Source organism: Robbsia andropogonis (assembly GCF_034047095.1).
Classification (GTDB): Bacteria; Pseudomonadota; Gammaproteobacteria; order Burkholderiales; family Burkholderiaceae; genus Robbsia; species Robbsia andropogonis.
In genome coordinates this window covers 752,524-765,501 of sequence record NZ_CP139170.1, presented here as the reverse complement: position 1 = coordinate 765,501, position 12,978 = coordinate 752,524, and the positions used below count along the sequence as shown (strand labels likewise).

The following is a 12,978-nucleotide window of genomic DNA, read 5'->3' as shown; positions in this document are numbered from 1 at the left end:
ATGGCACGCCTGTCCGAGCGGTTCTTCAACCACCCCGTTCTGGGTGCGGTATCGATGAGCCTGTTATTTGCGACGCTTTTCATGTTGGTGCGCCCGTACCAGGGGATTCGGCATGACGCCATCTTGTACACGGTGCAGGCGCTGCATAATGCCCATCCCGAAAACTTCCGCCATGATCTATTTTTTGCATTCGGCTCACAGGATCAATGGACGCTGTACGGCAAGCTTTACGAGAAACTGATCGCGCTGATCGGCATTCGAGCTGGCAACCTGACCGGGCTCGTACTGGCCCACTTGCTATGGTGGACCGGTGTCGGGCAGGTGGCACGGCGTGTGTTGCCCGCGCCATGGCACTGGATCGCCGTACTCTTCGTGGTTGCCATGCCGTCGGACTATGGCAACAATTTCGCGTTTTTCTATGCCGAGCCTTGGCTGACGGCACGCCTGCCGGCTGAAGGCCTGTGCCTATGGGCGCTTGCATTCGCGATCGACCGCAAGCACTGGATTGCGATCGCACTTACGCTTGCCGCCATGACCTTGCACCCGCTCAACGGCGCTGTGGGCTTTGCGGCCGTTGTGATGGTCGCGACGTCGCGCCTGCCCTGGTGGCGAATCTTTGCCGTCTTGCTGCTGCTTTTCAGCGCTTTGCAATACGGTACGCCTTCCTGGTTTGCGATTCATCCGCTCGACAGCATCTGGCGCGGGGTATTACGCACCGAGATCGACTACCTGTTCCCTTCATTGTGGTCGCTGTTTGCATGGAGCAAGGCATGCTGGGTTATCGCGCTCCCGCTGATTCTCCATGCCGACGAAGCGCAGGCGCAACGCCGTTTATGGGGGGGGCTGGCATTGATCGGCATTTCCGGGATGGTGTGTGCCACGCTCGCGGACATCGGCGGACATGACGCGCTGTGGATCGCGTTGCAGTTCTGGCGCGTCCTCTGGTTGTTGACGGTCATGCAATGGCTCGCGCTGCCAGCGCTGCTCTTGCAATACTGGTGCGCCCGTCCCGCACTGATTTGGTGGCTCGCCCTTTGCTGGATGACGTTGGAAGTGGGGGGAGGCGTGGCCGCGCTGGTAATCGCAGCACTCTGTAACGCGCGTCCGTTACTGCGGACACATGCTACGGCAAGCCAGCTACTTGCCTGCCTCGACGTTATTGACGCACGCTATAAGGGCTGGCTCATTGCACTGACGTTGCCAGCGTTTGCCACTTGGGCCATCGCCCAAATGGCATTCGGAATGAGTCAGGCGGATGCGCACGAACCATTGCTAGCAATGGCGTTCCCGTTGCTTGACATCATTATCCATTCCCGTTTCATGGCGGTGACGGTTGGTGCAATGTGCGCGTGCTGCTTACTTGGCGACAAAAAAGCGCTGGTGGCCTTCTACGTGGCCTTGTTCGGCCTGCTGGTATATGGTGCCGCCAATTTCGACCAGCGCGCTACGACGATAAAGATCATGGAGGCGCGCCTCGACGATCCGGCACGCGCACCCTTTGCCGGCAAGGTCGCGCCGGGCAGTCTCGTGTATTGGGATGGCCCGTGGCACGAATTGGTCTACCCCTGGCTCCTGATGCGCACCGCCAGCTATTTCTCGCCAGCGCAGGCAAGCGGAATGGTGTTCCAACGTGATACGACGTTCGAGGCACTACGGCGGGCGAGCGTCATCGGTGGTCCGGACGGCGACGCACAGGCTGCAAAAGAAATAATGCGACGCGCGGGTACGATTGCCTTGCCTGCCAATACCCATACGATACCAGGCGAAAATACCTTGTTGTTTCGTCGCATGGCCCTCTACACGCCGCTGGATCCGGAAGGGATTCGCCGCGTTTGCGCGGATGTGGGCGTGGGGCACGACGCGGTGAACTTTGTCGTGTCACCGGAAAACGATACGACGCTCGGAACCGACGCACAATGGGAGGCATCCCCCGCAAAACGATACTGGCTCTATGATTGCAAACGTATCCGCAGCACATTAACTTCACCGCTCGCGGCCGATGCGCGCGGCATGTCTCGAAATAAACGCCAGCTGCGTGGGGGAGAAAATGCAATCGGTTGATGTATTGATCATTGGCGCTGGTCCGGCGGGGTTGACGGCCGGCTACCTGCTCACGAAGCAATCCGAATTGTCGGTGGCGCTGATTGAAAAAGATCAGCGCTATGTTGGCGGTATCAGCCGTACCGAAACATTCGAAGGTCATTACTTCGATATCGGCGGCCATCGCTTTTTCTCGAAGTCAGCCGAGGTTGTTGCGTTATGGCGCGAACTGCTGCCGGACGATTTCATCGAGCGCCCACGCAGTTCCCGTATTTATTACCAGGGCAAATATTTCCGCTATCCGCTCGACGGCGTGGAGGCTCTGAAAAATCTCGGGATCGTTGAAAGCGTTCACTGCGTCTTGTCCTATCTACGTGCTCGCATCCAGCCGCATAAACATCCCACAACCTTTCACCAATGGGTGGCGAACCAGTTCGGCGAACGGCTGTTCTCGATTTTTTTCAAGACATACACGGAAAAGGTATGGGGGATGTCCTGCGACGACATCTCCGCCGATTGGGCCGCGCAACGGATCAAAGGCCTGAGCCTGTCAACCGCGATCATCCGGGCAATCAAGCAATCTGTCGGAATTCGGCCGGCGTCTAGTGCGCCTGGCAAAACCGTCAAGAGCTTGATCGAATCATTCCATTATCCGCGACGCGGTCCGGGCATGCTGTGGGAGGCCGCGGCCAAAAAATTCCAAAAGCAAGGTGGGACGTTGTTGATGGACCGCGCGGCAAGTGCCATTAACTACGATAAGGCGACAGCACGCTGGACCATCGAATCGACGTCCTCCGATGGTTCGGTTACCTGCTTTACCGCCCGCCACGTTGTCTGTACAGCACCCATGCGAGAAACGTTGGGCATGATGCGCCCTGTCCCGCGTTCGGCACCGCGCGCACGCGACCTGCAATACCGCGACTTCATTACTGTCGCGCTGATGGTCGATCGTCCGGCATCGTTCGCGGACAACTGGATTTATATACACGACCCGTCCGTCAAGGTCGGCCGCATCCAGAACTTTGCTTCCTGGTCGCCGGACATGGTGCCGAATGCCGAGCAAGCAGGATGTCTGGGGCTGGAGTATTTCTGCTTCGACGACGACGCGCTTTGGAAAAGCAGCGATGAGACACTGGTGAATTTTGCTATTACGGAGGTCGAAAAGATCGGCCTCGTCAGCCGCGATCAGGTAAAGGGCGCGCGCGTCGTCCGGCAACCAAAAGCCTATCCGGTCTACGACGACCGATATCGCGACATCGTCGATGCGATCCGGTCCGATATCGATGCACACTACCCCAATTTGCATCTTGTCGGACGCAATGGCATGCATAAGTACAACAACCAGGATCACGCGATGATGACAGCAATGCTCGCGGTAAAAAATATCATCGCGGAAGAGCCGCTCTATGATGTCTGGTCCGTCAACGAGGATGCCGAATATCACGAAGCCGACAGTACACCGGGAAGTGGCACCACAGGGCTACGTGAAGTGCCCTCACGGGTCGCGCGACTGCACCAGACATGACGGAAAGATCCTCATTCGGACACTGCTCGTCGCCTGGGCTTGCGATCCGTCCGTGTCCAACTGGATCATCTGGACGGCAATTTAAAACCGATCAATCATCCCGATTTGCACGCCACGCACCGCCGCACCTGCATAGGCGGGCGTTAAGCCCGTCACATTGACGCCACGGAGTGTCAAGGTTGCGTTGCCGCGATTACGCAGCCAGCCGGCGCTTGCGTAGCACGTCACATGCTTGGAAAGATCATATTCGCTGGCCAGACTGAATTGATCCGCGTTATTGCCTTGTCCGGATTGATCTCGCATATAGGCATAGCCGAGCGACGCGCGCCAGTGATGTGAAAACGCGTAGCGCGCCGACACGGACACGCCTTCGTGGTGATAGCGCGGTGTGCCACCATCGCCATTGAAGAATGACAGAAACGCGGTGGTATTGCCGATAACGTAGGACACGCCGCCCAGGTTAGACCGCAAGCCGCTTATTCCAGTGGTCTGCTGATGTGCATACAGCAGCTTCAATGCACCACGCTTGTACGTGACCGTTTCGTAATTGCCGCCCAGACCATTAGCTGAATCGGCATCTCGCAAAGCGAGCATGATCGTTCCGGTAAAGCCATACACATCTGGCGAGATATAAGTAAACGCATTATTCGAATACGGCGTGATTTTCGACAAGTTGTTCAAGCCGGACGCGATCGTACCCGCACCGAACGCATCCAACTGTCCTTTGAACGGGATATAAATCGGCGAGTATTGACGGCCCATGCGGACCTGCCCCCAGCCACCGCTTGCACCAATCCAGGCCTGGCGATTGAACATCGTTCCCGCGGTGGCGAATGTGCCGTCCGTCGAACCGAAGCCGTTTTCCAAGGTGAACAGGATGCGGTTGCCACCACCGATATCTTCCACACCGCGAATACCAAAACGTGATCCACGGTAGGCACCCGAATCCATTCGTGGCGTCCAGGACGACCCCGGGTTCGTGACTTCGATGCTGGTGTCGATCACGCCATACAACGAGACCGAAGCTTGTGCATGCGCCGTCGAGATGACCAACACCATGATTGCCGACAGTGCGGATAGTGCAAGAATCGGTCGAGGCGAGTTTGTGCGGCGCGTGGCGCGCTGCCGGTTCGAGACTGCAGTCATGAAATGTATCGGATAAAAACAACAAGCTCACGCACCCGAAAAGGCGGGCACGCATGGCATGGTAGCGCGAAACCGTGATCAGCTCCTCGCGCTATTACCAGATATGCACGGCGCCAATCACCGTTTCAGCTGAAGCGTTCCATTCGGTCATCCCCAGGCGTTGATATCATCGCAGCGCTTAGGTGACTGACATGCACCGCGGACATAGCGCAGTATATCGATAGCGCCCGTATGAACATAAATGCAGGATCGTCGCCCGACAGATCATCGACCGGACAGTGCTGCAAATTAAATAATCGCTATTAAGTAGCAATGCGAATGAATGCGTCACTAACATGCACAACGATCTTTTTCCATTTTCGTCTCAACAATAGCAATATGTGGCACTTGGACGGAAAGCCGGCTTTCGCTATCAATTTCTGAACGAGATCAGCACCACGATGCCGATAGATGCACGCGCTTCGTGCAAGCGGCCCGCAGCCGACGCGATTGACGACGTTTTTAATACGGTGATCTTAAGCGTGGTTTACGACGGGAAGGCAATGCCGGGCCGGATCGATACCAGTTTCTTCATCACAATACGGGCAACACCACATCCGACACATCCGACACATCCGACACATCCGTCGGTGCCGTTGCGTGGGCGTAATGTACCATATCGTACAAAATTAAAGCCGCAAGGCTTGATAGAAATCGTTTTGTCAATCCGTGTATCGCCGCACTGCCCTCGGTCTCGCCCGGCGGCTTGCGGGTCGCTATCGATCATTTTTGCCAGCATCCTGGCAATAAAGACGCGTCATCGAGACGTGATGCATGGACATCACCATCAGTATTCTTGCTGCCTCCCTTCATGTTGTCGACAAGCGTAATTTAGAACGCGCGTTGTGAACTTTATTAAGAAAAAGTTCCAAGACAGCACATTACAAAACATTTCAATTTGGCCAAAAAAGAAATAAGTTTCAAGTGTTGCATGATGATCGTTAAATTTAGAACAAACACGCTTTACCAAATACTGTGGTGGTAACATACGTTTGAATTAAGGGATGGCAGTTGTTTCAATGCATGATTGATGCGGCGCTAAGCCGCTCACGTCACCGAATGAACAGCGTCGCCGTCAGGCCTTTGGGGAACGGCATTATGTGCCTGCGCCCGCCATATATCGCGCCCGATTCTTAAAATAGTGTGCGATATGGGGCCGGTCGATGTGCGCGGCGTCATTGTTGCACAGCGCGATTTGCCAACGACTCGTCCACTGCTGCCTGCGTCCTTGTGACAACCGTGGCGGGTTCTCTTATTGCCTTGAGCGGAACCTGGCCCATGTCGTAGATTTCGCGATTTTATGATTGCCGTAGAGTTTGTTGTCCTAACTTACCAGCGGAACCTTTCATGCACCCACAGTCGATCCACCATCACCGCCTGTTTATGGCGCTGGTCGGCTTTGTCAGCGCCGCGATTAATACAGGTGCGTTTATCGCAATCGAGTCTTTGGGCGGCGAGGTTGACGATACGCCGTACGCGCGTGCATTGACGGGTTCACTGGCCGTAGCAGCGTTTGTCATTTTCGCGCGCTTTCATTTAGTCGCAAGCGCCCGAAATATGCGATGGATGCTGGGGCGAGGCGCACTGCACTGGTGCAGGCTGGTGATGATCCTGGTTGTTCTACTGTTCATCACACACCGCGGCAATGGCGATATGCGTATCCTGCTGGCCCAGTGGACCGCTCTCGCACTGCCCCTTCAACTCGCCGGCCTCGCCGTGTTGCGCGCCGCGGCCCATAGTATTAATAATGCCCCCGGAAGCCAGCGGCAAGCCGTGTTCTTTGGTCTTGGCAGCGAGGCGCGCACGCTCAACCTGCGCTTGGCTCGTTCCCCTATCTTAGGCATCAAGGTCATTGGCTATTACAACGACGAACCGGTCGATGCCGATCCCGGCGAACCATTGCCACCGTATCTCGGCAAGTATGAAGAGGCTGGCACCCGCATCCATGCCAACGATTTCGAGATCGTATTCATTGGCATGAGTCCGGTACGCACGAGTGACATCCGCAATGATCTTTTGGACCAGCTATACGATTCGACGGCCTCTATCTATCTCGTGCCGGAGTTGCGTGTGATGGAAAACCGTGCGATCAACAGCGCTGATCTCGCGGGCATACCGTTGCTTGCCGTACACGACGTACCCATCCTGGGCCTGTCGCGGATGGCAAAACGGGTTGTCGATATTGCTGGCGCCGGCCTGATGTTGATATTGTTGTCGCCGGTCATGCTGGCCTGTGCCATCGCCGTTCGCCTCGATTCACCAGGGCCGATATTATTCCGTCAGGTCCGTTACGGCGAACGCGGTGAAACCATCTACGTGCATAAGTTTCGCTCAATGTACGTGGCCATGCCAGCGCAGGAGGAAAAGTCGGAGATTGGTTTGCAACAAGCCTTTGCCGGCGACCGCCGCATTACACCGGTGGGCGGTTTTCTACGCCGCACGTCGCTTGATGAACTTCCGCAGTTCTTTGACGTATTGGCTGGTGGCATGAGTCTGGTTGGACCACGTCCGCACGCCGCGGAACATAACGAAGTGTATCGCCGCATGATTCCAGGATATATGCTCCGGCATAGTGTCAAGCCAGGCATTACCGGGTGGGCACAGATCAATGGATTGCGCGGCCTGACCGACACGCCGGACAAGATGCAACGCCGTGTCGAGTATGACCACTACTACATCAAGAACTGGTCGTTATGGCTCGACCTGCAGATCCTCTTAAAGACGATTCCGTCAATTATCCTGGGACGCAACGCAATTTAAAATACGCTGAAATAATAACGTCGAGTTTGCATTCTCGGCTTCAAAGCCCGATGCCTGCGCCCGGCTTTTTTCTTTCTGTCCTAGCGCTACCCACATGGATAAAAAAGCGGAAGGCGGATCACAATAGCTTTCCGCCATATGCACCGCGCAAGTCGCTCACGTTCAGTGCGCGCCACCAGCTTATGCAGGACGCGAGTCACGCCAGTAACGCCAGCAGATTGCAAGGAAACGCGTGTCCTCGAGCAAATACCGCCGCCAGAGTCGCGCTGGATCTTGCATCAACCGCCAACTCCACTCCAGCCCGGATCTTTGCATCCACTTTGGCGCGCGCTGCCGCAGGCCTGCGGCAAATTCCATTGCGGCGCCGGCGCACAGGATCAGACCACCCGGGAGTGAATTCGCAAAATGAAACGCCCAACGCTCTTGCTTTGGCATGCCCAAACAGACGAACACGATATCCGGAGCGACTTCGCGCACACGGGCCGCCGCCGCTTCACCTTCCGCACCAAGCGGATCGAAGGACATGGACGGTGTGATGACTTCGAAATCCAAGCCTGGATAATGAGCGGCAATCCCTTCGATCAAAGTGGCTTCATGACCGGGTAAACCACCAATCACCATGACACGCAGTCCCGCTTCACGCGCGCGCTCACATAATGCCGGCGCCAGATCTGCCCCTGTCACGCGCTCGGGCAACGGCGTGCCAAAGACGCGGCTCGCCCACACGACGGGCATCCCGTCCGCGAATACATAGTCCGCGGTGCGATAAAGGCTTTGGAATGCAGGCTGTGCATCAAGCCGAACCAAATGATCGACGTTGGGCGTGACGGCTACTCGTGCGCGGCCATCGCGCTGCATGGCAGCATCGGCAAGCACATCCAACGCGGTGACGAACGAAACGGCGGTGATATCCAGCCCAAAAAGCGTGACCGTTGGCTCGGCGGTCATTTCGGCGTTCGGGTCCGAGTCCGTGGACAAGCAAGACACGCTGCTCATTTTCTTTTAGTAGCCCCGACGTCTCGGCAAGATGCGCGCCACATGCATCCGCCCGAAGCATCGGCGAATGCGTGTCTCGTCACGTGTCGAACGTGTTGTTATTTTGACTCCTGGCGACAGGCCAGGATGCGCTTGACTGACGATTACATTTCATCAGTACAGTCGTTTGATCATAATGTTTTTTTAAAGATAGCGATATGAGAAAGCGTTAAAAGTGCGCGTCCACATGTCAAAATCGAACAGATGTTGCAATGCCGCGCCGTTCGCTTACAGATCAGCTAACATCGCAGCGACCTCTTTCTTTCCTTTCCTAGCAGCGTGGCTGCCGGTCACATACGATGATTCTCGATGCTCGTGAGATGCCCAGCGGCACGTTGCTTCAAACCGATATATGCATCGTCGGCGCAGGTGCCGCCGGCATTGCGCTTGCGCTCGCGTTGAAAGACACCGGGCTCGACATCACCTTGTTGGAAAGCGGTGGCGACACGCAAGAGCCGGTGAATCAGGCGCTTTATGAGGGCAGCGTCGCGGATACCCGACTGCACCCACCCGCCGACAGTTATCGCGTTCGCACGTTCGGTGGATCGACGACACTCTGGGGCGGGCGTTGCATGCCGCTGGATCCGATCGATTTCGAGGCGCGGGAATATATCGCACACAGTGGCTGGCCAATAACGCTGGCAGATCTTCTACCGTATTACCCAATGGCAAATGCGATTTGCGAAGCAGGCGACTTTGCCTACACCGCAGAGACGGCTTTTGACAAACCGCTTCAACCGATGATTGGCGGTTTCGTCAGTGACGTTTTTCAGACCAATACGATAGAACGTTTCAGTTGCCCGACCAATTTCGGCACGCGTTATCGCACCCGTCTGGCCAAAAGCAACGTGCGCGTGCTGCAACACGCCAATCTGTATCAACTGCCGATGCAGGACGATACGTCACGCCATGTTGGAAATGCTGAAATCCGCACGGTAAGCGGAACGAGTTTCACTGTCTCCGCCCGCAAGTATGTACTTGCCGCCGGCGGACTGGAGGTACCGCGCCTGCTTCTGAGCAGCCCAGGACCAAGCGGCCGCGGGCTGGGGAACGCCTACGACGTGGTCGGCCGCTATTACATGAGTCATCTCGCTGGCACGATCGGCACAATCGACCTATCGTCCGCATCATCGGTATGGCACGACTACGACATGTCGGCTGAAGGCATCTACTGTCGACGACGGTTGGCACTGCGGGAACATGCGCAGCACGCATTGCGCGCCGGCAATTTTGTCGCACGATTGCATCACCCGCGGATTCCCGATGCGGGACACGGCAACGGCATCCTGTCAGCGTTGTATCTTGCACGCCCGATCGTGCCTTACGAATACGCGAAGCGTTTATACGGCGAGGCACCGGAAGGGCGCGATGGCTCCATGTTCGCACATCTTAAAAATGTGATTACGGGTGCACCAGCCACCGCCCGTTTCCTCGCGAACTGGTTGACGCACCGGACATTCGCGGAACGTAAGTTCCCTTCGGTGATCGTTCGGCCCGATAATCTCCGCTTCAGCCTGGATTTCCATGGTGAGCAGGAACCGAATCCGGACAGCCGCATTACATTGAGCGACGAGCGCGATGCCATCGGCATGCGTCGCATACATATCGACTGGCGCTACACCGCGCAAGATGTGGCAACCATCAGCCGCGCACTCGATGCGCTGGCCAGTGAAATCACGCGCAGTGGCGTAGGGACGTTTTCTTACGATTCGGAACAGGTAGAAGCGGAAATGACGCGCTATGGCGCATACGGCGGCCATCATATCGGCACGGCGCGAATGGGCACGGACCCCATCAGCAGTGTTGTCGATACGAACTGCCGTCTGCATGAAGTGGACAATGTCTATATTGCCGGGGCCGCCGTTTTCCCGACCTCCGGACAGGCCAACCCCACGTTGAGCATTGTCGCGCTGGCGTTGCGTCTCGCGGACCATCTTGCCGACACCTCCACCGTGGAGGCGACGCCGATATCGACGAGCACTTCATCCTCCCTGGACCACACGCACTTCGAACCCGCGCAATGAAGACTCGTATCCTCGTTCTAGGCGCCACAGGCTTCGTTGGCAAGCAGGTTGTCACGGCACTCGCGGCAACCGATTGGGCAGAGCCCGTCGCGGCATCACGCCGCGCCGGTGATGGCGTCGAACAGGTGGACGGCACCGACGCCGTGTCGCTAGGTGCCGCCATTGCCAAAGTGGATGGGGTGATCAACTGCCTCGCTGGCGCGCCGGACGCGATCGTCGCCAACGCACGCGCGTTGCGCACGGCGCTCGACACGCACCTTCCCACGCGAGCCCGGCCGATACCCGTTGTCTATTTCAGCTCGATGGCGGTGTATGGCAACGCGGAAGGCCGAATCGACGAAGATGCCCCCCTGGCCGCCAGCAGTGCCTATGGGCTGGCCAAGGTGGAGGCGGAACGGCTGCTCGGTGTACTGCCTTCGGTCACGTTTCTGCGTCCGGGCTGCATCTATGGTCGCGGCAGCCCGCAGTGGTCGAAGCGTATCGCCGATCTATTACGCGCGCGGCGCATTGGCGACCTTGGCGCGGCCGGAGACGGCAACAGCAATCTCGTGCATGTGGATGATGTCGTGCAAGCCGCCTTGCTGGCGCTGCGCTCCCCCCGGGCCCCGGGCCGTGCGTACAACCTGGCAATGGCGAACGCGCCGCGTTGGAACGAGTACTTCGTCACTTATGGACGAGCACTGGGTGCAACACCGATACGACGGATTGGCGCACGGCGGATGAAGTTCGAGACAAAACTGTTGGCGCCGGCATTGAAGCTCGCCGAGATCGCCGGGCGCAAGGCGGGCATCCATCACTTGCCACCAGCGCTGCCACCCTCATTGGCCAGATTGTGGCAGCAGGACATTCGCCTGGATGTACAACGCGCCGAAGAAGAACTCGGCCTCTCCTGGACTTCTCTGCAAACGGCTTTACAGGAAGAAGCTGGAAAGACTGGACCCGCATGACGGGGCGTATGCGTGGTCGCAACCCGGACGTCGTGCATCCCCCTGCAGGCGGCCTGTCCAGATAGCCTGCATGATCATGCGGATTGACGTAAAAGCTTGCGCCACAAAGCCACCAGCGGCGACACGCCCAGCAAGCGATGAGCAGCCCATGCCGCCATCGCACCATTCACGCCAATCGACAACGTTGTTGCGGCCGCGGCACCCGCGCTGCCGCTCCATGGCGCCAACGCGGCAAGTCCGACAATCAAAACAATAACCGAGCAGATATTGATCCGATACAACACCCGTTCATGCACCGTCATACCGAGAAGCTCCGGCATCGCGGTAAAGCATGCGGCGGCGAGTTGCCCCAGGGCGAGAATGCGCAACGAGGTTGCACCGTCACCGAAGCCGGCGCCGAATAATGCGAGCAGACGTTCCGGGAAGATCAACATGCAGGCGGTCAATGGGACCGCCATGCACAACACCAGACCAATAGCTTGCGCGGCGCTCTTGCGCAACCCGTCGAGGTCTCGATGCGCATACAAGCTTGCGAACTTCGGGGCAGCCATGGCCGTCACACCGGAGATGAGCAAATTCACGACCAACGCCGCACGCCATGCCAACGCGAACAAGCCTGTTTCTCGCGACGATGCCACCATGCCAAGCGCGATGGCGGGCAACGACGTAATCAACAGTTTTGTGAGTTCCAGCGTAAAAAGAGACAATCCCGTTTTGAGAAGTTTCGGTTTTATAACCGGCGCAGTATCCGTATGCGGCAGCGCAGCCATGAAATGCCGCAACAGAAACAGACCGACCACCGCAGCTACAACGAAGCTGCTGGCCATCAACAACAAGGCGCTACTTACCGTCAGTGTATGAGTGAGCAGCATCGGAATGGCGGCCACGCAGAAAACGGCCGGCCAGAGCCAGGAATAGACCATCTGACTATAGCCGACACGCTGTAGCCCGGACAGTGCGCCTGCAATCGCAGTGCCCAGATTCTGGGGGATCAGCGACAGTGCGCCAAAAACGAGCGGCCAGGCCAGCCCGGGCTTTTTCAAGATGCTGTCTGCAAAAGAGAAGGCACACACGACCAGCAAGATCGAGACAATCGTCGACGCCAGCGCGACAAGCACCAAGGCGCGACGGATCGCGGGGCGCACGGCCGCCATTCGCCCCGCCGCCACGTCAATGGCGATCTGGCGTGTCAGTGCCTGATCCATGCCAAGACGGCCGAAACCGGCCAACACCACCAAGGTGCTGAAAACAATGTAGAAGTTCCCCATCTCAACGACGCCGAGCGCCGCGGCGATGAGCAGGTGAAAACCATAGCGGCTGGGCAAATCGAGCAGACGTACCCCCAGGCTGACCAACGCGCCCCGGATCATCGAACTGCCACGCGGACTTGTCCCGACACCGCTGGCCGTACTGGCATCCGGCGGTCCCTCGGTGCTTCCCGCGGTCTTGCTTTCGATCACGC

The 12,978-nt window shown here is 57.5% G+C and carries 8 protein-coding genes; 5 read left to right on the top strand and 3 right to left on the bottom strand.

The window, feature by feature from the left end:
* The gene (locus tag SJQ66_RS16935) at positions 1 to 2,061 is read left to right on the top strand and encodes a hypothetical protein (protein ID WP_320535074.1); all 2,061 of its coding nucleotides are present in this window, start codon (positions 1 to 3) and stop codon (positions 2,059 to 2,061) included.
* Positions 2,048 to 3,565 carry an NAD(P)/FAD-dependent oxidoreductase gene (locus SJQ66_RS16930; protein ID WP_024904663.1) on the top strand — a complete coding sequence of 506 codons (1,518 nt, stop codon included), beginning with the start codon at positions 2,048 to 2,050 and terminating at the stop codon, positions 3,563 to 3,565. The genes SJQ66_RS16935 and SJQ66_RS16930 overlap by 14 nt, the downstream gene beginning before the upstream one ends.
* An 81-nt stretch (positions 3,566 to 3,646) precedes the next feature.
* On the opposite strand, the gene SJQ66_RS16925 is transcribed toward SJQ66_RS16930, so the two are convergent.
* Positions 3,647 to 4,624 carry a porin gene (locus SJQ66_RS16925; RefSeq protein WP_046152042.1) on the bottom strand — a complete coding sequence of 326 codons (978 nt, stop codon included), beginning with the start codon at positions 4,622 to 4,624 and terminating at the stop codon, positions 3,647 to 3,649.
* A gap of 1,473 nt (positions 4,625 to 6,097) precedes the next feature.
* Between SJQ66_RS16925 and SJQ66_RS16920 the strand changes: the two genes are divergently transcribed.
* A complete protein-coding gene (locus SJQ66_RS16920; protein WP_236693339.1) occupies positions 6,098 to 7,510 on the top strand; it encodes an undecaprenyl-phosphate glucose phosphotransferase in 1,413 nt (470 codons plus the stop codon).
* 180 nt (positions 7,511 to 7,690) lie between these two features.
* Here the strand turns inward: SJQ66_RS16920 and SJQ66_RS16915 are convergent, their stop codons facing one another.
* Positions 7,691 to 8,506, bottom strand: a complete 816-nt coding sequence (locus tag SJQ66_RS16915) for a WecB/TagA/CpsF family glycosyltransferase (RefSeq protein ID WP_024904667.1) — start codon at positions 8,504 to 8,506, stop codon at positions 7,691 to 7,693.
* A gap of 338 nt (positions 8,507 to 8,844) precedes the next feature.
* Here SJQ66_RS16915 and SJQ66_RS16910 point away from each other — a divergent pair, with 338 nt between their 5' ends.
* Complete coding sequence (locus SJQ66_RS16910) at positions 8,845 to 10,569, top strand: FAD-dependent oxidoreductase (RefSeq protein ID WP_046151949.1); 1,725 nt, start codon at positions 8,845 to 8,847, stop codon at positions 10,567 to 10,569.
* Complete coding sequence (locus SJQ66_RS16905; RefSeq protein WP_320535073.1) at positions 10,566 to 11,516, top strand: NAD-dependent epimerase/dehydratase family protein; 951 nt, start codon at positions 10,566 to 10,568, stop codon at positions 11,514 to 11,516. The genes SJQ66_RS16910 and SJQ66_RS16905 overlap by 4 nt, the downstream gene beginning before the upstream one ends.
* Before the next feature lie 74 nt (positions 11,517 to 11,590).
* On the opposite strand, the gene SJQ66_RS16900 is transcribed toward SJQ66_RS16905, so the two are convergent.
* On the bottom strand, positions 11,591 to 12,976 hold the full coding sequence (locus SJQ66_RS16900) for a lipopolysaccharide biosynthesis protein (RefSeq protein ID WP_253463271.1): 1,386 nt from the start codon (positions 12,974 to 12,976) through the stop codon (positions 11,591 to 11,593).
* Positions 12,977 to 12,978: the final 2 nt, after the last annotated feature.